Genomic DNA, 24,834 nt, shown 5'->3' with positions numbered 1-24,834 from the left:
TAGGCAAAGATAACAAACCTAAGGGTCAGCGGTTCACTCGACCTTTGCAATTCTGCTCGGATAGAGTCGATACAACATCCTATTTTGAAGGTAGAACATAACCGGAACGATCACCAATGTTAGGAACGTAGCAAACGTAAGTCCGAAGATGATGGTCCACGACATCGGCCCCCAAAAGATCACGTTATCTCCACCAAAGTAGATTTGCGGATCGTATTCGGAGAATAGGGTATAGAAGTTGATGTTCATTCCCGTCGCCAGCGGGATCAATCCCAACACGGTCGTAATTGCCGTCAGCAATACCGGACGCAATCGAAGTTTTCCACCTTCGACAATTGCGTCGAACAGCAATTGTTTCGGCAAGTATTGGTTATCACCTACTCCGTACTCTTCCTTCTTACGCGCAATGATGAGCTTGGTGTAATCGATCAATACAATGGCGTTGTTCACCACGATCCCCGCAAGTGAAATGATACCAATCATCGTCATCATGATCACGAAGTTCATGCGGAAGGTCACGATTCCGAGGAATACTCCGATCAAACTCAATACTACGGCACTGAGGATGATGAAGGGCTGACCTGCCGAATTAAACTGGCTCACGAGAATCAAGAAGATGAGGAACAACGCGATCATGAGTGCTCTACTCAAGAAGGCGAACTGTTCGGCTTGCTCTTCCTGTTCACCGGTAAAGCTCAAGTCGATCTCCTTGGGCATTTCGTAGGTGGCCATACGTGCTTTGATGGAAGTATTGATCGCCGTAGCGTTGTAACCTTCCAAATCATTCGAAGAAATGGTGATCACACGCTTCAGGTCTTTCCGCTTCACCGCGGAGAAGGTCGAAGTTTTTTCAGCATGGGCAACCGATGAAATCGGAACCTGCTGAATACGACCGGTGGCTTGATCTCTAAAGGTCAGTTTCTGATTCATCAACGCTTCCAAGTCATATCTGTAGGGGTCATCAAAGCGAAGAACGATGTCGTAATCGTCTTCTCCGTCCTTATAGGTAGATATCTCCTTTCCGAACAGCGAAGTGCGCAGAGCATCGCCGATCATATAGGTAGAAACGTTGTATCGACGTGCCTTCTCCCGATCGATCACGATCGGCATTTCCGGCTTTCCGGATTCAACGTCGAGCTTGAGCTCTTCGATACCCGGGATATTAGCTTCGTTGATGTAGTTCCTGATACGGTCGGCTTCAGCAAGCAATTCGTAATAATCATCACCTGCAACTTCTAAGTTGATCGGCGCACCTGCCGGGGGACCTTGATTGTCTTTGTCTACTGTGATCTGAACTCCCGGGTAAAGTGCGATACTGTTGCGAATCTCCTTGAGGACCTCACTCGACTGAACTCCACGGCGATCGGCAAATTCAACGAATTGCACGGTGATCCTGGCCTTGTTGGGCGTTTGTGCCATTGACGGTCCTTCGTTCGGATCACTTGTACCTTCACCTACTTGGGCGATGACGGACTCAACCATCCAGTTCCGAGTTTGCTCAACGCCATTGACTTCAACCTGCTCTTCGTATTTCTTGATGGTTTCGAGCACTTGGTCCTCGACCTTTTTAGTCAGGTCATTAGTTACTTCTATGTCCGTACCGATCGGCTTTTCGATGTAAATAATGGCCTGGTTAGGCTGATTTTCAGGGAAGAGTTCGACAGGTGGTGGAAATATTGCCGTCATGGCGATGCTCAAGACAAGCAGAATAACCGTTCCGAAGAAGAACAAGTATGCTCGCCATCCGGCCAACGCGAATTGCAAGGTCTTGCTGTAAATATTCTCGAGACGAGGTATAAATACTCCTTGGAACCAGCGCGTCGAGGGGGTCAGTATATAATGATTCAGGAAGCCTGTAGCTCCGGAAACAACAAAGAGGTTACCGAATGACACCAGGCTGCCATTCCACTCCTCTCCAGATACGCCGGCAAAGATCATCAGCAACCCTACACCAAGGAGGCTCAATCCGATCAACCGCAGCCGTTTGGTGTTCACCTTGGCCTCTTCAATTCTCATGTAGACGCTGGTCAACACGGGGTTAATAACCAAAGCCACAAACAAAGATGAGCCCAATACGATCATGAGCGTGATCGGGAGGTATTTCATGAACTCCCCGAACAGTCCAGGCCACAAAGCCAGTGGCAGAAATGCCGCCAGAGTGGTTGCTGTTGAAGCGATAATGGGAACGGCTACCTCGCCAACTCCGGCCTTGGCCGCATCTATTGGCGAATAGCCTTCTTCCATGAGGCGGTAAATATTCTCAACAACTACGATCCCATTGTCCACGAGCATGCCCAATGCCAGTACGAGCGAGAACAGCACCATGGTGTTGAGGGTCACTCCGAAACTTCCAAGAATAAAGAAGCTCATGAGCATAGAGAGGGGGATTGCGATCCCTACGAACAGGGCATTCCGAATTCCTAGGAAGAAGAGAAGAACGAGGACGACCAAGATGATTCCGAAGATGATGGAGTTCTCCAACTCGTTGACCTGGTTCCGGGTCTGGTCGGACATATCGTTCGTAATGGTCACCGTGAGGTTGTCCGGGAAGTAGCCTTCTTTCGCCTCGTTGATTATCTCTGTGATCTTATCAGAAGCGATGAGCAAGTTCTCACCCGAGCGTTTCATGACGTCGACCATCACTACGGGCTCAGTGTATTCGCGTGCAAAACTCGTCGGGTCCTCACCTTCGAATTTCACCGTGGCGATATCCCGCAGGTACACGATGTCCTGATTCTCTTGTTTAACGATCACGTTCTCAACGTCGGCTACATCCTCGAATTCTCCGATGACCCGTACATTCCGACGATAATCATCCACCAATAAGTCTCCACCGGAAATGGTGACGTTCTCGGATTGAATAGCGTTCGCCACATCGCCAAAGCTAATATCCAGCGATTCCATTTTGTGCAAGTCGATATTGATCTTCATCTCCTTGTCTTCTACTCCGCGGATTTCAACATCGGAGATCGCGGGTAGCGATTCAATCTCATCTTCCAGATACTCCGCATAGTCATCGAGTTGATCAATGGTGAAGGGTCCGGAGAGGTTCACGTTCAAGATGGGCATCAACTCCGAGAAGTTGAGCTCGAATACGTTTGGATCGGCAGGTAGATCGCTTGGGAAATCGGGGTCGCTCTTGGCGATATCCACCTTATCCTTCACTTTCCGAAGGGCCTCTTCCGGTGTAACGTCAAAATCGAATTTTACTTGAATAGTACTGTATCCTTGAACGCTCGTTGAGCTGATCTCATCGATTCCCGTGATCCCATTGATTTCTTTCTCGAGGGGACGAGTGATCAATCGCTCTATGTCGACGGGCGAGTTACCTGGATAGGGTGTTCCCACATAGATCTCCGGGGTCACGATCTCCGGAAAGGCCTCTTTCGGCATGGTCATGTAGGAGGAAAGTCCAGCGATGAATATAATGAACGTCAATACAAAAACGGTCATTTTATTGTCGACGGAAATGCTCGACAACCGAAACTCCTTCATGAATTTCATGACCTTAAAGTCTTTATTTTCTTCAGCCATTTTCTTTCGAATTAGGGGTGTGCAATTGGCTTAGGAGGGATTCGCTACAACGCGAACTTGCTGGTCTGGCCTGATGGAGCGCGCTCCTTGATCGACCACGAACTCGTTTGGCTGAATTCCCTTCAGAATCTCGGTATAACCATCGTACGATCGTCCCGGTTGTACGGCTCGCATTTCGACTCGTGCGATATCAGTTCCTTGGGAAGCGACGTACACATATGAGCTTCCATCGGCCGTTTGCTGAACCATGCGCGATGGCAAGGTTACGGCTTCTTCCGAACTATAGTCGCGAATATGGACGACCGCCAACATGTTCGGCTTCACATTCAAACCCTTCATTTGATCGAGGTTGATCTCCACTTTGAAGGTTCGGTTGTTCGGGTTGATGTAATCTCCAGCTCTGCTGATGGTAGCTTCAACAACTGTGTCTAGCGCTGGAAAGGCAATTCGAACCAGGGTCTTAGCACCGATACGGCCGACATAGGCTTCGGTAACCTCACTTTCCAAGTAGGGTTGATCCAAGTTGACCAAGCGAACCACCGGACTCGAAGAACCTACGTATTCGCCTTGGCGCGGGAAGATCTCATCGACCACACCGCTAGATGGTGCTACCACTTGCGCCATTTTGATCTGGCGCTCCAAAGTAGCTTTACTTTGCTCTAGGCCTTCTTTGCGATTCTTGGCATTAAGGTAATCAACTTCAGACCCGATCTTTTGATCCCACAAACGCTTTTGGCGCTCGTACAATTCGGTTGCCAACTCCAAGCTCGTCTCTATTTCTTTGAGCTGAGACTTCATTACATCGGCGTCGAGTTCAACCAAGACTTGACCCGTGCGCACACGTTGACCTTCTTTTACGAGAACTCCGGTGATGGTCCCGGCGCTCTCCGAGAACAAGGTCACGTTCTTATTCGCCTGAACAATACCGTGTACACTAAAGTAGTGCTCGAATGAACGCTGTTCCGCAGCTACCACACTCACTAGTGCTCGTTTGGCCGCTGTGTCTAGTTTGCTGATCGACTCATCCAACTCGGCAATTTGAGCGGTGATCTCCTGGCTCAGACTCACCAAGGAATCTTTTTCCTTCTGGAGTTCTGCCAATTCCGATGTATCCCGGGGTGCGGTGGATCCACATGCGGCGAGGAACAAGGCCGCAATTGAGGGAATGATAAACTTTTTCATTTTTAGTAACGGTTAAGTGCTTTAAGTAAGTTCGATTTAGCGTCAATGAGGTTGTAGGTAGACATGATGAAATTGCTCTGGCTGTCCAGAAACTGGCGCTGAGCCTGCGCGAGATCGAGACTGGTCGAAACTCCCTCGCGATACTTGATCAACTCTTTGTCGTTGATTCGGCGCGACAATTCGAGGTTCTGCTCGGTGGTTTGATAGTTGTCGAGTGCTTGGTAATATACATCGCGGGCTTGCTGCACCTGAACTTGAATATCGCGACCAACGCGCTCGACGTTCATAGAGCTTTGCTCAACGTTGATCTGCGCTTGCGCCACGGCGTTCTTTATTCCGAACGAAGTGAATATGGGAACGTTCAATCGAACCCCGAGCAATTGCGTCGGGAACCATACTCCATCGTTAAAGAAATTGAATTCGTTCGCTTGGCTATTTTGCTGATAGCTGTAAAATGCGCTTAGCGAGGGCATGTAGGCAGCTTGTTCGTTCTTCATCTTCAGCTCATCGGTGCGCAGTTGGTTTTCGGCTAGCTGGTAGTCGATGTGCTCCGTAAAGTCAAAATCACCGACCAAGGTCTCTTCTCCGGCTATATCGACGATATCCTCTAGGGGGGTCGTCAATGCTAGATCGGTCTCTAACGGTAGTCCCATGGTGTATAGAAGGATATTCTGACTGATCGATTTTTGGCGATCGGCCTGACGCACGCGGTTTTCAGTGCTTAGAACCAACAGTTCTAACTGGTCCACGTCCTGCTCAGAAACAAACCCTTCTGTATTCAAAGCTTTTGTTTCGTCGAGGGTCGTGCGTAAGTTCTCTGCCGATTCCTCCAGAACATTGTAGTTCTCTTCAGAAACCAAAACTTGGGCATAGAGCTGAATAATGGCATTCGTGATCTCGTATTCAGTCTTGGTCTTCAACTTCTCAGAAAGCTCCAAAAAGACCTTCACACTTTTCGTGGCCACGATATAAGACCCGTCGAAGATCAACTGATTAGCAGTGACGTCAAATCCCATATTCTGTTCTGGCTGGAACTGCACCTCGATCAGGTCACCGGGTTGTCCACCCGGGATAAAATCGCCCGGAATCTGTTGAATCGGCACTTCCAGGTAGTTGTTATAGGATGCCGAACCGCTGATCTGCGGCAATCCGATCGCCAGGGCTTCCTTCACCAGCCTCTTGGCCTTCTGAATCTCGAACTCAGAGTCGCGTAAGGCGTAGCTGTTGATCTTGGCGTACTCGATCGCCTCGTTCAACGTGAAACTCGTCGAACCATCTTGCGCCAGCAATGCCGCAGGCCACAAGAATAATGCGATCAATACTCTTTTCAGTGTTTCCATTTCTTGTCTGCTATTAATTTGTCGAGGTACTCTAACCCTAGGGGTGCACAAATTCCACGCAAGTGATATTCGAGACTCACGTGGCTTATTTCCGTCATGTCGAATTTTTCGGTGGGAAACCAAGTCGTTTCGGTCATGATCTCGGCCTTGCCGAAATACATGTAGGCGATGAGTTCCGCATTGAGCCCTGCCCGGTACAGCCCTTCCTTCATTCCCTGCTCCAAATTGGCCTTGATGGTGGCCATGAATTCGCGGAATCGCATTTCTTCGACCTTCCGCCAGGTCGATGGGTAGTACTTGTGAAGTTGAAACTTAACGGCCGGATTGTGCGATTCGACCATGCTGCACATGAATTCATCGAGCATGAACATTTGATCAATAGCATTTCCTCTGGCCTTTCGAATTTCGCGAACCCGCGGAATAGTCAAGTCTACCAACAAGGTAAAGGCCCGATCTACCAGGTCTGCTTTGTTGTCCACGAATTGATACAACGTCTTCTTCGAAATGGCTATATCCCGCGCCACATCGTCCATCGTCACACTACGCACCCCAAGTTGCATAAACATCTTGAGTGCGTGTTCTCTTATCTTTTCCTCTAATTCTTTCTCCATTTCGGCAGCAAATATAATCAATGTAATCACACGGAAACATTTTAGTTTTATTTTGTTTCCGTATTTTTTATGTTCCCCTTGTACAAAGGAATGGTTATGGCCCTGCGGGCCGATACGCATCTTCGCGGCAAACAGCCGCTTTTTCTTAGGGTAACGGCTTGATTTATACCTGGGAAATAAATTCCTTTGCAGGGTTGTTCATCGGGCCGTAGGCCCCAATAAAAAAGGGAATGAAACGGATCAAGGTAAAGGAGCTGCTCGGCGGCGAAAAGATTGGTGAAGAGGTAACGGCCATGGGCTGGGTGCGCCATTTTCGGAGCAACCGGTTCATTGCGCTGAACGACGGTAGCTGTTTGACCAATATCCAAGCGGTGGTCGACCACGAGCAAACCCATGAATCGATTATAAAGCTGATTTCGGTTGGTGCCGCCGTTCGCGTTACCGGACAGCTTGTCGAGAGCCAAGGTAAAGGCCAAAGTGTGGAGATCCAAGTGCGCGAGATCGAGGTATTGGGCACCGCCGATCCGGAGAAATACCCGTTGCAACCCAAAAAACACAGTCTCGAATTCCTGCGCGAGATCGCCCATCTGCGTCCGCGTACCCAAACCTTTGGAGCCGTTTTCCGCATTCGACATGCCATCGCCTTCGCCATACACAAGTATTTCAACGACCGCGGTTATTACTACATGCACACGCCGGTGATCACGGGTAGCGATGCCGAAGGTGCCGGTGAAATGTTTCAGGTAACCATACTGAATCTCAACGCGGTTCCGAAGAACGAATCGGGCGAGGTGGATTTCAAGCAAGACTTCTTCGAAAAACCAACGAACCTAACGGTTTCGGGACAGCTCGAAGCAGAACTCGGAGCCATGGCCTTAGGTCAGGTATACACGTTTGGTCCTACATTCAGAGCAGAAAACTCGAACACCAGCCGCCACCTTGCGGAATTCTGGATGATCGAACCCGAAGTGGCGTTCAACGACCTTGAGGCCAACATGGACCTGGCTGAGGATTTTCTGAAGTACGTGATCGGATATGTGCTCGAAAACTGCACTGAGGACCTGGAGTTTCTCGAAGCGCGATTGCTCGACGAAGAAAAAACTAAGCCACAAAACGAGTGCTCGGCCCGGAGTCTGACCGACAAATTGCACTTTATTGTATACAACGAATTCAAGCGCGTGACCTACACCGAGGCAATAGACATCCTTCGGAACAGTAAGCCGAATAAGAAAAAGAAATTCAACTACCTCATCGAAGAGTGGGGCACCGATCTTCAGAGCGAGCACGAGCGCTACTTGGTGGAGAAACACTTTGAATGTCCGGTGATCCTATTCGATTATCCGGCCAAGATCAAAGCCTTTTACATGCGCTTGAACGAGGACGGCAAAACGGTTCGGGCCATGGACATTCTGTTCCCGGGCATCGGCGAAATCGTGGGCGGATCTCAGCGTGAAGAGCGCTACGGTGTATTGAAGGAAAAGATCGGCGAATTCAACATTCCGGAAGAGGAACTTTGGTGGTACCTCGAAACCCGGAAATTCGGTACGGCACCACATAGTGGTTTTGGATTGGGCTTCGAAAGACTAGTCCAATTCGTTACCGGAATGGGATATATTCGTGACGTTATTCCATTTCCACGTTTTCCTGGTAGCGCAGAATTCTAAATTTTCTATTTTTGGGTTGGTACGACTTTTGATAGCCGGTTAGTAATCATACCTAAAAATGCTCCAACAACAGCTCCAACAGAAGCTCAGTCAGAAACTATCTCCACAGCAGATCCAGCTGATGAAGATGATCCAGCTGCCTTTGCAAGCCCTGGAGCAACGCATTAAAGAAGAGCTAGAAGACAACCCGGCCCTTGAAGAGGGGATGCTTGAAATGGATTCCGATTCTTCGGACTTTGACGATTACGAGGATCGCGAAGAGAACACCATTGAGGCGGAGGACATCAATGTCGATGACTACTTGAGCGATGACGAAATACCGAGTTATCGCCTCCAGGCAAACAACTACTCGGCCGATGATGAAGAGGCCAGGGCACCTATCACGGCCGGAGCTACGTTTACTCAAGTCTTGCGCGAACAGTTTCAAATGGTCAACATGGATCCGGAGATCGAGGAGATCGCCGAATACTTGGTCGGTGCAGTAGATGACGACGGTTATATCCGGCGTGAACTGATTTCAATTCTAGACGACCTCGCCTTTACGGGAAACATATTCACATCCATAGACAAACTCGAAGAGGCTTTGGAGGTCGTGCAGTCCTTAGACCCTCCAGGTGTGGGGGCACGTGATTTGCAGGAATGCTTAATGATCCAGCTCGACCGCAAAAGGCATACCACGGCCATCGAAAACGCAATATGCATTCTCGACCGCTGCTTCGACGAGTTTACCAAGAAACACTACAGCCGGATTACCAAGAAATTGGAGATCGACGAAGAAGAGCTCAAAGAAGCGATCGAAGAAATAGTGAAGCTTAACCCCAAGCCGGGCACCTCTGCAGCACCCAACACCCGTGGAGCAGAGCAGGTGATCCCCGACTTCACGATAAAGATCGTGGACGGTGAATTGGAGCTCACGCTTAACTCTCGCAATGCGCCTGAGCTAAACGTCAGCCCAAGCTATAGCGATATGCTTCACCACTTCCAAAAGACGAAGGAGAAGGCCAACAAGGAGCAAAAAGAAGCGGTGTTGTTCGTCAAGCAAAAACTCGATTCGGCAAAGTGGTTCATCGATGCTATAAAACAGCGCCAACACACCTTATACATCACCATGAATGCCATCATGGAAAAACAAAGCGACTACTTTTTAACCGGTGACGAGCGCATGTTGAAGCCGATGATCTTGAAGGATATCGCGGATGAGATCAATATGGACATATCAACGGTCTCCCGTGTTGCGAGCAGCAAGTATGTTCAGACCCCATATGGAACCTTCCTCATTAAAAACTTCTTTAGCGAGGCCATGACCAATGAAGAGGGTGAAGAGGTGAGCACTCGTAAGATCAAGAAGATCTTGGAGGACCTCATCGGGGAAGAAGACAAACGCAAGCCAATCACCGACGAAAAACTGTCCAAGTCGCTCAAGGAAAAAGGCTTTCCGATCGCACGTAGAACGGTGGCAAAATACCGCGAGCAGCTGAACATTCCAGTGGCCCGATTACGCAAGCAACTCTAATGTACTGGGTCGCGCGCTTCTTTGCTTACTTATTACACCCGATGATCATGCCGGCCATCGGAGTTTTACTGATCAACGCTTACTCCCCGATTCAAATTCCCGAGGAGTACTACTACTTATTCGTAGGAATAGTATTTGCCGGCACATACGTATTGCCCGCCTTGTTGGTCGTATTGTTGATGCTGTTCGGAATGGTAGGGTCCGTGGAGCTTCCACGCCGTCAAGACCGCTCGTGGCCACTGCTTTTCTCGGCCATGGCCGTCTACGCTACTGAACGGATTCTCGAACACCTCTATACTCCGGTCGACATCCTTCATTTTCTGCAGGGCATCACACTGTCATTGGCCTTGGGGTTCTTCGTGAATCAATTTCTGAAAGCCAGCGTGCACGTTGCCGGGATGGGAGGGCTCATTGGAGGCGTTTTGGCCATTTCGGTCTTAAGCCAAATCAACCTTTTCTACATTCTAGGGCCACTGATTTTGTTGGCAGGGTTTCTGGCCAGCAGCCGCATCTACTTAAAAGCCCACCAGCCTTCCGAAACGTATATCGGATTTCTGGTGGGCTTTGTACCCGTATTTACGGTAATGATCCTTTTTTAGAAGGCGATCATGGACAAGCCTATGGTCAAGGCCTGACCCGACAGATCGGTACCGTCGGACAATTGGGCCCCATCGAACAAGTCGGTTAAACTAAAAGTAAAGCTAAAAGCACCTTCTCCAAAGCCAACGCGCAATACGGCATCGGCCCGGAAGTTGTTGGTACCTGACAATCCGAAATACTTTACGCTGTAGGTTCCTTCTTTGTAATAACCTACCGTTTGGTAGTTCCAACCGATCCGCACTCCGGCGTGAACTTTAAAATATCCGCCATTCGGATTTTGTTTTCCGCGATAGCGGAACTCAATGGGCACGTAAACACGACGAAAGGTTGTTCGATTACGCGTTGGATCCTCTCCCGTAGCTAAGGTCCTCCAAACGGTTTCGCCAGCTTCAGCAGACCCGGGCGGATTTACACTTCCGTTGAGGTCCGAATTGATCTGGGTCCAGCCCATTCCCACTCCGATTGCGATACTGTTGTTCGACTGCCCAATTGCCACGTCGCGGTATGCCGTAAAGTAGTGCGACCAGCTGAATCGGCCGTCCTGACTAATACCGTCGGAATTTTGAAGTAGTGGCGTTCCAATGTCGTAGATGAACAGCTCACGCCCGAACTGCTCCTGTGTACTAGCGGCTCATCCGCCCGCTAGGGCCATAATCAGTAAAAGTTTTTTTCATACTCCTTAAATAAAAAAACCGGAAATAATTCCGGGGCTTATAAATTTCAATTGTGATCGAGGGTCAAACCACTCCCTGATCGATCATGGCGTCGGCCACTTTTACGAATCCGGCGATGTTGGCTCCTTTCACGTAATCAACATATCCTCCGTCCTCTTTTCCGTATTTCACACAAGCGCGATGGATGTCCTTCATGATGTTTTGAAGGCGAGCATCGACCTCTTCACGCGTCCAGCTCAGGCGAAGTGAGTTCTGGCTCATTTCGAGACCACTCGTCGCTACCCCACCGGCATTGCTCGCCTTTCCTGGCGCGAACAAGATCTTGTTCTTGTGGAACACCTCAATAGCTTCGGGCGTAGACGGCATATTAGCTCCTTCCGACACGCAGATCACTCCGTTGTCTACGAGCATTCGAGCCTCTTCACCATTCAACTCGTTTTGAGTTGCACAAGGCAACGCGATATCGCACTTGATACCCCACGGGTGATTTCCCTCGTGGTATTCGGCATTTGGATACTTCTCAACGTACTCGCTGATGCGCCCTCTGCGGATGTTTTTCAAGTCCATGATGAAGGCCAACTTTTCTTCGTCAATGCCTTCACTGTCGTATATGTAACCACCCGAATCACTCATCGTTACCACTTTCGCACCCAATTGGGTTGCTTTCTCGCAAGCGTACTGCGCAACGTTACCCGATCCTGAAATGGTGACTACCTTATCGCGGATTATCTCGTCCTTCGTCTCGAGCATCTGCTCGGCGAAGTACACGTTCCCATAACCGGTAGCCTCCGGTCTGATCAAGCTTCCTCCCCAGTTAAAGCCCTTTCCGGTCAATACACCGGTGAACTCATTGCGGAGACGCTTATACTGACCAAACAAATATCCGATCTCACGTCCACCAACACCGATATCTCCTGCCGGCACATCCGTGTTCGGCCCAATATGACGAGCTAATTCCGTCATGAAGCTCTGGCAAAAGCGCATAACTTCATTGTCTGACTTTCCTTTAGGATCAAAATCAGAACCTCCCTTTCCTCCGCCCATGGGCAAAGTGGTCAACGAGTTCTTGAAAACTTGCTCGAAGGCGAGGAATTTCAAAATACTGAGGTTCACCGATGGATGGAAGCGCAAGCCCCCTTTGTACGGTCCGATGGCCGAATTCATCTCAATCCGAAATCCGCGATTCACCTGTACTTTTCCCTCATCGTCGATCCATGGCACACGGAACATGAGCACGCGTTCGGGCTCAGCGATCCGATCGAGGATCTTATGCACCTCATACTTTGGATTCTTTTCAATAAACGGGATCACCGTTTCGGCCACTTCCTGCACTGCTTGCAGAAATTCCGGTTCATTCGGGTTCTTCGCAGTTACCCGATCCATGAACTCCTTTTGTGTAGCGTTCATACTGAGTAGTGTGTAGTTACTGAGGCAAAAGTAGGAGAAATTATTGACCTCCCATTTTATTTTTTCGCCCTGCGGGCGGATGTCCCGCAGTGCCATTCTTAGGCCCCTACATCACCGACCTTTCGGCCATGGACGACCAAGAACTCATTTGCCGGATTGCCATTGCCGACGTCGAAGGTATCGGACCGGTAACTTTACGTAAGCTCATTTCCCTTGCCGGATCCGCCCGTGGCCTGCTCGATCCGGGCCCCGAAATCTACATGAAAGCTACGGAACCTCAAAGAAATTGGCTCAGAGAGATCAACGCGATCGAACCAAAGCGTTTCAAATGGGCACAAACCATGGTAAACGAACTAAAGCGAACCTCTTTCGACACCTTGACTTTCGAGGACCCACGATTTCCATTTAGACTACGCCATTGCCACGATGCGCCACCCTGGATCTTCGTGAAAGGGAAATTAAGTCCGGTAAAGCACGTCGTTTCCATAGTTGGCTCCAGGCAGGCCAGCGAATACGGCAGGCGTTTCGTTCGCGACCTGGTAAAACACCTTTCGGCATTCGACGTGGCCATTGTGTCGGGTCTTGCGGTCGGAATAGATGTCGAGGCGCACCGGGCCGCCATAAAATACGCACTTCCCACTTGGGCGGTTCTGGCCCACGGGTTCGATAAAATGTATCCATTCTCTAATCGACATGTCGCTCGTGACATTCTGGATCAAGGAGCATGGATCACGGAATTCCTGCCGCGTACCCGACCAGAAAAAGAGAACTTTCCAAAGCGCAACAGAATCATCGCGGGCCTCTGTGATGTGTGCGTCGTTGTTGAAGCCGCTCGGAAAGGTGGAGCACTGATCACCGCAAAACTGTCCAATGAATACGGTCGTGATGTCATGGCCCTTCCTGGAAGAGTCACGGATGAGTTCTCTGCCGGATGCAACTCCCTTATTAGAAATCACCAGGCTCACCTCATCGAACATCCCAATAACTTGACCGAGCTCCTCGGCTGGAAACGCATTCACGATCAACCTCAGCTCCAGCTCCCTATTGAACTTTCCGAGTTTCAACATAGCATTTTAAAACTCATCGGATCTGAAGAAAGCTGCTCCATCGAATCGCTGTGTAAGCAACTCAATTGCGAACTACCGAAGGCCCTTCCCGTGCTGCTTCAGCTTGAAATGGAAGGACTAATTGTCAATACGGGTGCCCATCACTACATCCGTGCTGGATAAATGGCATTTCGTACCTTTCAGTCATGACAAGATTTCTCGCCCTGCTCCTCCTCATCCCCTCTTGGGCATTCTCACAAACCATTTCCGGATCCGTTATTGATATTTCTACTGGTGAACCACTCGCTGGTGCTCACGTTCGAATACCGGATTTCGAGTTTGGCACGGTGACCAACGAAAATGGTCGCTTTACCTTGGACGTTGCTTCGGGTGTTTACAACCTTGACATCACTTTTGTGGGCTACGAGCCCATGATCATTGAAGGTGTAAAAGTGGGAAATGCTGCTGTAGAACTTAAAATTGAACTCATCCCTCAGAATGAGTTCTTATCGGCCGTGACCGTGACCGCCGGTAAATTCGATCAGCGTCTCGATGAAGTCACCGTGTCTATGGATATCGTTACACCTCGTCTTATCCAACAAAAGAACACCTATGAAGTGCAAAAGGTCCTCGAACAATCTTCCGGAATAAGCATCATAGAAGACCAAGCCAACATTCGAGGAGGTAGCGGTTGGAGCTATGGAGCCGGTACGCGGGTCCAAGTACTCATAGATTATTTACCCGTGATCGATGGGGGTTCCGGTCAAGTGCAATGGAAGTCTGTCCCGACAGAACTTGTCGAGCAAATCGAAGTCATCAAAGGAGCAAGCAGTGCATTGTACGGTTCTTCAGCTTTAAATGGAGTCATCAACGTACGCACTAAAGCACCGAGCGATACACTTATAACGGAGCTAACGCTCTTTGCAGGCGCATATGGTATTCCTGCGCGGGAAGAGCTCAAATGGTGGAGCGGCACGCAAACCGTTTCCGGCCTTAACTGGAGAACGAGTTGGTCGTCCGGAACGAACGGGTTCGTTCTCGGTGGCCACGCGCTGCGCGACAATGGATTTGAATACGATGTCGAAGATCACCGGATAAGGATCGAAGGCTCTTGGGTCCACAACAATGTTGAATCTCCATGGGAATACGGAGTCAGCACGAACATCAACTACCGCAAGAGCGGAGATGCCTTGATCTGGAATTCCGAAGATGAAGGGTATATCCCCCTCGATAGTTCCCGAACGATAACCGAAGCTAATTTCATCTATATCGATCCGTTCTTTTCGTGGAAAAAGAACCGTTGGTCCCATCAATTCAAGGGGCGCTTCATGTCTAATTTGAATACTTCGCGCTCAGAAACGAATATCTACGACAACTCGTTCTACACCAACTACACGGAGTTTCAGAGTCAGTACTATTTAAGTGAGAATATCGCCCTTACGGGCGGATTGGTAAATATGTGGTCCTATAGCGACGCCGCACTCTTTCAGGGCCAACACTCGAGCTACAATTTGGCAGGATACCTTCAGGTCGATAAGAAATTTGGGCGTTTGAAATTCTCTTTAGGAAGTCGTTACGAGCATTTCAGATTAGATGAAGCCAGTTATTCAAAACCCGTTGTACGGAGCGGAATAAACTACGCCATAACGAAGGCTACGAGCATTCGGGCCAGCTTTGGGCAAGGGTACCGTTTTCCGACCATTGCCGAAAAGTACACGCGTACGAGTGTAGGAGCCATTTGGATATATCCAAATGAAAACCTTCAGCCCGAAAGCGGCTGGAGTGCAGAAATTGGAGTGAAACAGGGACTTCGTATAGGACGTCTAAAAGGCTTTGTCGATATAGCGGGTTTCTGGATGCAATACAACGACATGATGGAGTTCACCTTCGGTCGATGGGAAGAATCGACCGACATCAACAGGCTATTCGGCCTGGGATTCCGAAGCATCAATATCGGAACCACTGACATTCGCGGGATTGAGCTAAGCACAGCTCTGCAATACGATTTCGGAAAAAACAAGATTCAAGTCATGGGAGGGTACACGTTTATGAACCCCCAAATAGCTGATCCAAATGAAGTCTTTGCTACAGCCTATTCCCTAGAACCCATATGGCCCGATTCTTTGACTTACGCCAATACCAGCAGCGACCCAAGTGGGATACTAAAATATCGCTACCAACACCTTTTCAAACTCGACATTCAGTTTGATCATGAACCCTGGATGATCGGAGCCTCGACACGTATGAACGACTTCATGGCAAACATCGATCTGATCTTCGTTTCCGACCTCTTTGCAACTCAAGTACCGGGCATTCCCGAAAGTCGAGCTCGACTAAACACAGGCGATTTGATCTGGGATTTCAGGATCGGTTACACCATAAATGAGAATATTCAAATCCGAGCACTCGTCGAAAACGCCTTCAATCGAGAGGTCCTCATTCGCCCCGCAAAGATTGGCGCCCCAATACAATACACACTTCAGCTACAGCTTCGGTTCTGAGATTGAAATAGAATTGATAGACTGTAAAACCTAATCACTCTCTCTTGCTTCGAATCTCATTCGATCTCAGAGGATGACGTTCATTACGTAACCCTTTCCACATCAGAGAGCACAATACGGGGTCTCAACGTCTTCATCGGAGCATTTTTTCGGCTAGCTTCTTGTAAATCACACAGTTCTTTTGTATTTAGCACATATCGGATTGCTACAACTCTTCCGATCTCCTTTGTACTAACCTTTATTACCTTGTCATGAAACATCTACTCTTGATGGGATTCCTATACCTAGTGGTCATAGGCCCCGCCCACGGACAAGACACTTTGTCCGCAGAAAGCAAAATCGAAAAGGTCACACTATTCTTCTCAGGCGCCGAAGTTCAACGTGAGGTCACAGTTTCCGTTAACTCTAAAAAGATCTTGGTTAGATTCGATGATTTACCACTAGACATTCGCTCAAATAGTGTTCAGGTAAACATTGATGGAAACGCCAAAATTATTGGGGTTAAACGCGAAAGACAAGAATTCCTTGGGGCTAGTAAATCTCAGGAAGAAAAGTCGCTCGAGGCAATCATTGATGAAATTGAGGAAGTAGGTTACGCTCATTCAATCCGATTAAAAGCACTTGATCAAGAATGGCACATTTTGAATAAGAACAACGACTTCACTAGAAGAGACGGCTCCTCCGACTTAACTGAGGTACAACAAGCGGCCGAATTTTATAGTCAAAAGATTGAATCCATTTTGACTGAGAAGCGAAAGATTCGAAATGAGATGGAAAGTCTCACCGACTCAATAGAAGTCATTAATAAAAGAATCCAGAGGCTTCAGACAAAGCGATTCAAGCCTCAATCAATTGTCAGTGTTAGTCTTGAACCTGAAGGTCCGAATACTGAAGTAACAGTACGACTGAGCTATTTCGTGGATCACGCGGGCTGGACTCCAAAGTATGATTTTCGGGTTTTGAATACGAATGAACCTTTGACGATAGTGTATCTCGCAAATGTTTTTCAAAGCACAGGAGAGAACTGGTCAGAAGTTCAAATGACTTTGATTCCAGATGTTCCTCGAAAAAACAATACTCGACCAATACTCAAGAGATGGTATTCCGGAGAACGTATCCCTCAATACGAGCTTGAAGAAAAGTCCTTTGAAGGTAGTTCGTGGATAGAAGGAACTGTCGTAGATGCCAGCATTGGCGAGCCAGTTGCATATGCCGCTATCTCAATATACGCGGGTGGGGAATTGATCCATGGAACTACTACAAACTATATGGGAAAATACATGATCAAGCCAATTCCTGAAGGTCGTTATTCCGTTAAATGCAGTTTTATCGGTTACGAGGAAACGTCTTATAGTAACGTTAATTTGAAACCATTGAATGGAAAGAAGGTGAACTTTACGCTATATGAGAATAAAGGAACCTTAGTTTCGGTTGATGTGATTGGGTATACCACCCCCTTGATTGATCCTGACAAGCAGGGAAGGACTTCTAAAGGTGAAGAAATACAGAATCTCCCACAACGTGATGTTGCCTCCCTTGCTAGCACTGCGGCTGGCGTGTATCAAGTAGATAACGGAAGTGGCATTAACGTTAGAGGCAGCAGGTCTGATGCCACGGAAGTTTATGTCGAAGGCATTAAAGCGGCCCCATTGAAGAATACGAGTCTTTTATCCAACACCGATGTAGATCGCTTAACAGGAGTGTCATATAAAATAAACGTGCCTTATACAGTGCCATCAGATGGACGTGACTATGAAGTTCGACTGAAACAGGTTGAAATTGGTGTCGACTATAAATACTACAGTGCACCAATTGCCGACCCTGGGGTTTTCCTGGTAGCCGGGATACCAGAATGGACCAGGTTAGACTTATCCGAAGGATCTGCGAGCTTGTATTGTCAAGGCACATTCAGGGGTGAAACATGGATCGACCCTCAGAGTACAAAAGACACTTTGGAACTCGGCCTTGGGAGAGACCCTTCTATTGTCGTTACAAGAGAATTGAATACGAAACTGTATAGTAAAAAAATCCTCTCTAAATCGCAGACTGAATCAGTTTTCTGGGATCTTTCCATCAGGAACACCAAAAGCGAAGCGATATCTATCACAATTGTCGATCAGATACCCGTTGAAACGGCTCAGTGGACCAATGTCGAAATACTAAATATTGATGGGGGTAAGCTTGAAGATAAAACTGGATTTGTAACCTGGGAACTCATAGTTCCGGGCGGCTCATTGGAAAAACGCCAGCTGGGATTCGAGCAACGGACCAATTTCTGAATTTGGCGTGAAGATGGGTGACTCAAAATAGGAACGTTGAAAGCATTCGCCTTTTATTGTAAATGCTATGATTTTCGTCAACCCAACTTGATATGATCGCATAGCTAATCAATAATTCAAGAGTTGCTTTCAAAATGCCGATTCATTAAGACCAGAGCGGAGCACGGACAACCTCATTGTTCGTCTCCGCTTCTTTTTTATCAATCGGGGAATACACTAAAATGGGACGCGATTCTAATTAAGCTACGCACGACGGTTAAAGCTGAGTCACAGCTTATCCTCTCCATTTAAAAAGTCTTCTTAATCATTACTGTTCGGTGGGGAGAATGCAAGACTGAGACCTCTCTCCATGTTACCATCCAAACTCTTTCTCAAAAGCTCACCTCCACGCGAAAGGTCATTAAAGACTCCCTTATCAAAGGCTTCCCACAGAGGCATTTTCACCTCTCCATCCACGGTGATCAGCCCAAAGTGGTTTTCACTCCCCCCTGGATTCTTTCCGTCTTTCCAAGGCTCGTCAAAAGCTTCAAAATAAAAACAGGCCATTCCTCTAGATTGTGAAAACGCCCGAATCTTTTGATAAAACAGCATTTCTTTGAATTCATCCGCAGCACCTGACCCTTCCGCTCCATAGAGGTGATTATCACTGGACGCCCAGCCTGTTTCCCCAATATGAATAGGCTTATCTACCCCTATACTCCGCATGTAGGCGTGAACGGAGTCAATCTGGTTCGATACTCGCTTAACACTTCTTTCAATAGCCGAGCGAACCTGTCGCTCTTTGGTCCAGGATTCCTCTTCTTTCGGCAACCACCACCAATTCGGATTGTAGTGCGTATCGTGAAAGGGGTAGGAGTGGACGCTCAAATAGTCAACTGCTCTAATCAAGGAGTCCAATGCCGGCAAGTGATAAGAATCATCTCCGCCACCCCAGGAAGCGAAATTGTCTGAAGTCGTGATCCACAAGTCAGTGGGGATCTCCCCGCTCGACTTTAGATTTTGAAGCCTTATAACTTCTTTCAGGATTATTCTTGGATGAACATAGTAGCTTTCAGCCCAATGCACCATGGATTCGTTACCAACAGCAATGACTTTTACAATGTCCGGATATTGATTGGCCAACTTTATGACCTGTATAATTTCAGCCTCATTTTCATATTTATCGGGCTTATCGTGAACCGGATGAGCAGTCCATGCATTTTCGCATTGCATCCATGCACCTAGCATAACATACATTTCGAAATCGGGGTCAGCCATCTTCATTTCACGAATGGCTGCTAAAAGTCTTGGAGTATGGCCGTACAACCGAGCATGATATGTCCTTACTATGCGGACCCCCATTGCATCCAAGATACGTAGGTCTTCCTTGATCTCGTCGACATTAGGTGCCACGGAACGATCATGGTTTCGATAGCCCCCGTAAGCGATGGCCGTGTATTCCTGCTTACCCAAGATATACTTAGCCGACTTGCTTTTTTCGGTTGAACAACCAATAATAAATAGCAATGCTACAAGACCTAAACCAACGAGTCTTCTCATGTAAAAATCCAATTTGGTTGAAATCAATTCCAAAAGCTAGCCTGCGCTATCACTTAAAACGGATAACTCAAAATAAGCTCTCTAAAATTGTGCCTCCTGCACCAAAGTGCTGCGCACTGCTCTTCATCGAGCGAAAGATCTGTCAGCACAACACTTTCATTCTGCCATGATATAAGTTCTAATCTGGCCTCCTCGGCTTTCCGGTAACGAACGAGGACTCCGTTATATGTAAAGGCCATTTCGCCCGAGGCTAGATCGACCTTTCGCCCAACACCCTCGTGGTCATAGTACTCGAAGGATACCCCGGCATCCAGGAGCTCCTTGCGGTCAAAAAAGAAAGGGTCGAACTGGATTTTTCCGTTCGTAATGTGAACGCCCAACTCAGCCCAACGATTTAATATATCTTCCTTCACCTGCCCCGTCATACCCGGCTGTTGAACTCCTTGTCCCCATGGAGTATGTGAATAAGGATCGAATGGAAAGGCACCGTACAGCTCAGGTCCTTTATTCAAACCAATTCCCGCTCTAATGGTGTAGTAGTGATCAATTAGCTTACCTATGATCACGCGATCTGCCCCATCGTTATGAGCTGCAACTAGAGTCTCGTTAGTGGCTAACAAAAGCTTAGAAACCATATGCCAATAAATTGACCCCAATCCTTCATAAGCGTAGAAGGTTCCCGATCTACCGGTGAATGATTGATGGTCAAATATCCGTTCAAATTCGACCAAAATAGAAGCTGCCTCATCCTCTACTTCACCTTCTAGAGAACTTTGCTCTAGACCCTTTAAAGCCCTCGTCAAATCACCTGCATTGGATATTTCCTTCGCAAAGTGATAGTTCCCGCTTTTGTCGCGGTCTATTATACCATTATCCTCGTTTTCTACAAGCTCTTGTATCAGCCGCGAATTCTCCGCGAATTGTAAGGCGATATTGTTCTTCCCCGAAAAGGTGGTCAGTTGTCGATTCGGATAAAGAAGGTAGCTGTATTGATCTTCTCGGAACAACGGGCTCCTTTCTAAAGCGTTTAGCAAGCTCAAGCTCTTTTCGGGATTTAGATATCCAGAACTCAATACGGCCACTTGACCTTCCAGCATTTCATAGAGGTAGCGAATTGCAACCTTACCTTTTCCAACTTGCAGCAGATTATACGCGTGATAAAGACCGTCCTCACGTAGATTGTTTTCAATGGTCTCGTCGAGATATTCTAAACTCAGGTCGAGGAATGATGAAAGCATGCTAGAGGAAATTCGAACATTCGAACCCAAATCATGGCCGTAAGCCTTTATTCGATAGTGCTCACCGGCCTGACCTAAATCACAGACAAATTTAAATCTCGATTCCGCATCGAAGCCCTTCCTTAATATTGGTTTGAACTTCTCTAATCCGCTATTTATGGCCACCAGAAGTTCGTTAACCGCCTCATTAACTTCGAGATCGACATCACGCCATTGTTCATTCAAGAATGCCAGGTTTCTGCGTAGGTAATAGAGCGTTACCATACTCACACCGTTTCCGACCAGTGCATTGTTTGCGTCATTCCACTCTGGTCGTTGAGTATTCATCCATATACCTCCATCCGGAACCAAGTTGTATAGCTTGGTGAGGGCCGTAAGCAACAGTTTTTCACCTAAAGTTGCTTTCAATAGTTGATTATCCTTCCAAATCATACGTGCATCGCTGCCCAAGTGCCCAACCTCGGACCGAATTGAGGCGTCCAACTTATGATCGAAATCGATGGTGTCTTTTGGGTTTTCGAGGATTGACTGGAAAGAGCGTATCCTATATGGAACATTTGCATAAGTGTATAATCGACGATTCCACTCGGTCGTCATCGACTGTGGCTCGTGTTTTTGCCAATGCTCCAAAAGCTTTTGTAGATAAATGATTTGGTGATCTCCCCAATAACCAATGTAGGCCCAAGGATCCTCCTCCTCTATGACCTCCCAATCTATTCCTGACTTTGAAATGCGGTATGGATTATAGGCATCGACCGTCGAAGCATTCAAGAACTTGGAGATCATCCCTTGAATGAATCGGGGGTACGTATATGCGAGGGCTTCCCAGTTCTGAAATATGTCCCTCCAGTTTCCTTCGTATGATAGGTTCCGTTTCCCATTTCTCCCCTTGGTGTGAATATTGAAAATGTTCCACGGACGACTAGGGTCTCCATGTCTTCGACTAAATGACAACGGCAAATACTCCAAGGCAATACGTTCAAGGTCAGGATCATTCTGCCTCTTCACGGTAGAAAGTAGGTCGTCATAATGCAGTTCCTCCGGCCATGTTCGGACAAAGTCATCCCACTTCATTGCCGTACGCATACTTACCTGGTTAAGGTATTGCTGAAAATCGTCTCGATCAACCATGTAAGCGGATTCGAACAATCCTCCGCGCACCAAATTGAAAAGCAAATTTCCATAATGCCGAGTAGTAACCGTTTCGAGCTTTGAGCATTGTAGCCCATCACCTTTTGCAACTATTGCCCTCAGCTGAGATTGGTCATTATCCCGTTCTACAATGATCTCTTGTTTAAGCCGCTCCTTTGAATGTTGGCTTACAAAGGATTGTAAATCCATTACCTCAGCTGTAGACTGATTTAACTCCGCAACCACGAACCAGTCGATAGATTCACCTTGAGACAAGGAAATTTCAGCTTGAATGAAATAGGCTCCCTTAAAACCCTTATTCTCTTCCTCATTCTTAAGGTCTCGCCCTTTTCTGAAGTCGTTTAATTGTCGGCTCGAAAGCAGATACTTCCGGGCCTCTAAACCAACCGACCAAACCGTGTTTGCTATCAAGGCCTCACTTGGCTCTGCGCGATCGATTATTCGAGCACTCAGAGCAAAAACGGCCAAACCCTTTGGCAACAATTCACTTTTCTTGTAGGCGTCAACCAAAGTGCTTCTACTGTTTTGAAGACCGCTGCTTAGTCCTGCAGGAAGAATGTTCTGAACACCATCAAGTAAAACGATCGACCGCCTATCGTCACTGAGGTTTTCAATCCATGCTTGACGAAGTATCCCGAAGCGATCCGAAAAAGACCACTCGTAAGCAAATCGCATCTTCAAATCGTGATTGACCTCCTCAAAGCGCAATCGGTTACCATGAGTATTCTTGTACAAGTTCGACTCTATCTTGTAGAGGCCTTTGCAAAAATCTGAGAATGGCTCCCATAGAAAGGTCTTGTCCCCTTCATTAACTTGAACTAATGTTTTTGAACCAGTATGCTCCGCGCCTTCGATAATTTTATCGTCAGTGTAATAAGGAAAGAGTGAAGATTCGGCGTTCACCCTACCTGCGGTTATTCCTCCATTACTCGAAACGAATAACCAATGATCCGATGGGCTGACCAAGGACATGAAGAAAGAATCCATTTCCCGATAGTTAGCGATCTTGTAAAATCTCTCGTTATCAAGAGATATAAACGACCCTTCTACGGCATTGGAACTAAATTGGAAAGCCTGTTTACCGAGGTAAATAGCCTTGCTCATATTCTAAGTTTATTTATTCACGACTAATGTTTGAAGCGAGGAGGAAGGCAAGGTAAAACTCAGGTCGTTATTCGCAAAGCTTACATTCAGGTTATAATTTTCAGGTAAGGTATTAAGCAAAACGGCAACGATCTTCTCGTCCGGCCTCTTAACTGTTAAGGCCATTATTCCATCCGGTAGATCGGAATGAGCAATTCGCACTGATCCCCTCGGAATGAAAGAGCTAAAATGTCGCATGACATCGTATAAGGGCGTGTAATAAATCTCTTGCTTGACAGTATCGGCAAGCACCGGTGCGATACACCAATTCTCAACGTGATTCGGTCCTCCTTGAGGGTTGAGAAGCATATTCCAGTCGACCCATGCCTCCACCCAAGAATTCATGGATCCAATTATATCGCGAGCGTACCTGAAAACCGGAACATACTTCGGATGCAAATACTTGTGTTCCGGCCTGGCCCAATCATACCCCCAATCAGTAGCTTCCTTTTTCCAGTACCAAACATCATCATTCCAATGGGGCACTTCGGCATCCACACACGCTTCCGTTTGAATGATTCCTTTATTAGGAGCCAATTCATGAGCGTGATTTAAGCTTGCGGGAAACCAATCGTATGTCGAAGTGTACCAATGCACTGCCGTACCGTATATGAATGGCGATAAAGCAGTATCCCTCAGTAGGACTTCCGACCATTCTTCCAATTCCTCGCCTCTATTCTGATCGTATATTAAAATCGAAGCATCAATTTCGTTTTGCTCGAATCTAGGGCCTAAATGACCTTTAATGAATTCAGCCATCTCAAATGGGCTGTAGTGCATACTTTCCCAATTCCCGTCATTACCAAGTGGTTCATTTTCGACCGTGTATCCCCAGAGCTCGATGCCTTCATGCGCCATCGCTCTATGGTATTTAACGAAGTACTGAGCCCAAGCGTCGTAAAACTCGGGTTTGAGCTTCCCGCCGAACCAAGTATTGTTATCCTTCATAAAAGGTGGAGCGGACCAAGGAGAGGCAATGATTTGAAGTTCGCTTTCAAATTCGAGAGCCGCCTTTATCATAGGGATAATGTCGTCTTTGTCCGGCCCAAGATCAAAACTAGCCAAGCTAGAATCTGCACCGTCTAAATAGTCGTAGGACCCTAAAGAGAAATCGCATGAATTTATGTGCGTTCGTGCCATATTATAGGCCGCTCCTGAATCTGAGAAGTAGGCGTTGATCAACTCCCTCTGTAGATTTGGGTTCAATCGCGTCCATAAATGAGCCGAGGATTCAGTGAAAGCTCCTCCAAAGCCTCTGATTATCTGAAAACTTGAATCCGGATATATTTCCCAGATGTTAGAGCCTCCCGAGGATTCTTGAATGGGCACTTCGATCATCCTTTCTCCGGCAGCGCTACTCCGATACAACTCAAATGACACGTCTTCGGACTCGCAAGAGGCCAGTACAAAA

Annotated in this window: 15 protein-coding genes; 6 read left to right on the top strand and 9 right to left on the bottom strand. The window is 47.5% G+C overall.

The window, feature by feature from the left end:
- Window positions 1-33: 33 nt before the first annotated feature.
- From J4F31_02590 to J4F31_02575, 4 genes are read right to left on the bottom strand one after another with little or no spacing between them, the layout of a single operon-like run.
- Window positions 34-3,504, bottom strand: coding sequence for an efflux RND transporter permease subunit (locus tag J4F31_02590; protein MCE2495458.1), 3,471 nt, complete (start codon window positions 3,502-3,504; stop codon window positions 34-36).
- A gap of 60 nt (window positions 3,505-3,564) precedes the next feature.
- Window positions 3,565-4,716 (bottom strand): efflux RND transporter periplasmic adaptor subunit, encoded by a 1,152-nt coding sequence (locus tag J4F31_02585; GenBank protein MCE2495457.1) that lies wholly within the window; start codon window positions 4,714-4,716, stop codon window positions 3,565-3,567.
- A gap of 2 nt (window positions 4,717-4,718) precedes the next feature.
- The gene (locus J4F31_02580; GenBank protein ID MCE2495456.1) at window positions 4,719-6,056 is read right to left on the bottom strand and encodes a TolC family protein; all 1,338 of its coding nucleotides are present in this window, start codon (window positions 6,054-6,056) and stop codon (window positions 4,719-4,721) included.
- On the bottom strand, window positions 6,044-6,697 hold the full coding sequence (locus J4F31_02575; GenBank protein ID MCE2495455.1) for a TetR/AcrR family transcriptional regulator: 654 nt from the start codon (window positions 6,695-6,697) through the stop codon (window positions 6,044-6,046). The genes J4F31_02580 and J4F31_02575 overlap by 13 nt, the downstream gene beginning before the upstream one ends.
- Window positions 6,698-6,897: 200 nt before the next feature.
- Between J4F31_02575 and asnS the strand changes: the two genes are divergently transcribed.
- The 3 genes from asnS to J4F31_02560 are packed head-to-tail and all read left to right on the top strand — an operon-like array spanning window position 6,898 to window position 10,443.
- Window positions 6,898-8,331 carry an asparagine--tRNA ligase gene (gene asnS, locus J4F31_02570; GenBank protein MCE2495454.1) on the top strand — a complete coding sequence of 478 codons (1,434 nt, stop codon included), beginning with the start codon at window positions 6,898-6,900 and terminating at the stop codon, window positions 8,329-8,331.
- Window positions 8,332-8,389: 58 nt separating this feature from the next.
- Window positions 8,390-9,844, top strand: coding sequence for an RNA polymerase factor sigma-54 (gene rpoN / locus J4F31_02565; protein MCE2495453.1), 1,455 nt, complete (start codon window positions 8,390-8,392; stop codon window positions 9,842-9,844).
- A 47-nt stretch (window positions 9,845-9,891) separates the two neighbouring features.
- Window positions 9,892-10,443: a hypothetical protein gene (locus J4F31_02560; protein MCE2495452.1), complete on the top strand. Its 552-nt coding sequence runs from the start codon at window positions 9,892-9,894 to the stop codon at window positions 10,441-10,443.
- Here the strand turns inward: J4F31_02560 and J4F31_02555 are convergent.
- Together J4F31_02555 and gdhA are read right to left on the bottom strand one after the other, a co-directional pair.
- Window positions 10,440-10,940, bottom strand: coding sequence for a hypothetical protein (locus J4F31_02555; GenBank protein MCE2495451.1), 501 nt, complete (start codon window positions 10,938-10,940; stop codon window positions 10,440-10,442). The two genes, J4F31_02560 and J4F31_02555, sit on opposite strands and share 4 nt — an antisense overlap.
- Before the next feature lie 241 nt (window positions 10,941-11,181).
- Window positions 11,182-12,525, bottom strand: a complete 1,344-nt coding sequence (gene gdhA / locus J4F31_02550) for an NADP-specific glutamate dehydrogenase (GenBank protein ID MCE2495450.1) — start codon at window positions 12,523-12,525, stop codon at window positions 11,182-11,184.
- Between the two features lie 128 nt (window positions 12,526-12,653).
- Between gdhA and dprA the strand changes: the two genes are divergently transcribed.
- The 3 genes from dprA (at window position 12,654) to J4F31_02535 (ending at window position 18,351) form a co-directional block, all read left to right on the top strand.
- Window positions 12,654-13,754 (top strand): DNA-processing protein DprA, encoded by a 1,101-nt coding sequence (gene dprA / locus J4F31_02545; GenBank protein ID MCE2495449.1) that lies wholly within the window; start codon window positions 12,654-12,656, stop codon window positions 13,752-13,754.
- 23 nt (window positions 13,755-13,777) lie between these two features.
- Entirely contained in the window at window positions 13,778-16,072 is a 2,295-nt protein-coding gene (locus J4F31_02540; protein ID MCE2495448.1) for a TonB-dependent receptor, read from the top strand.
- A 251-nt stretch (window positions 16,073-16,323) separates the two neighbouring features.
- Complete coding sequence (locus J4F31_02535; protein MCE2495447.1) at window positions 16,324-18,351, top strand: mucoidy inhibitor MuiA family protein; 2,028 nt, start codon at window positions 16,324-16,326, stop codon at window positions 18,349-18,351.
- Window positions 18,352-18,651: 300 nt separating this feature from the next.
- On the opposite strand, the gene J4F31_02530 is transcribed toward J4F31_02535, so the two are convergent.
- From J4F31_02530 to J4F31_02520, 3 genes are read right to left on the bottom strand one after another with little or no spacing between them, the layout of a single operon-like run.
- Window positions 18,652-19,890 carry a glycosyl hydrolase family 17 gene (locus J4F31_02530; GenBank protein ID MCE2495446.1) on the bottom strand — a complete coding sequence of 413 codons (1,239 nt, stop codon included), beginning with the start codon at window positions 19,888-19,890 and terminating at the stop codon, window positions 18,652-18,654.
- A gap of 53 nt (window positions 19,891-19,943) precedes the next feature.
- Window positions 19,944-23,384, bottom strand: coding sequence for a hypothetical protein (locus tag J4F31_02525; GenBank protein ID MCE2495445.1), 3,441 nt, complete (start codon window positions 23,382-23,384; stop codon window positions 19,944-19,946).
- Between the two features lie 9 nt (window positions 23,385-23,393).
- Window positions 23,394-24,803: a glycoside hydrolase family 30 protein gene (locus J4F31_02520; protein ID MCE2495444.1), complete on the bottom strand. Its 1,410-nt coding sequence runs from the start codon at window positions 24,801-24,803 to the stop codon at window positions 23,394-23,396.
- Window positions 24,804-24,834 lie beyond the last annotated feature (31 nt).

Source organism: Flavobacteriales bacterium (assembly GCA_021296215.1).
In the GTDB taxonomy this organism is placed as follows: Bacteria; Bacteroidota; Bacteroidia; order Flavobacteriales; family ECT2AJA-044; genus ECT2AJA-044.
This window is presented reverse-complemented; position numbering and strand designations above follow the sequence as displayed.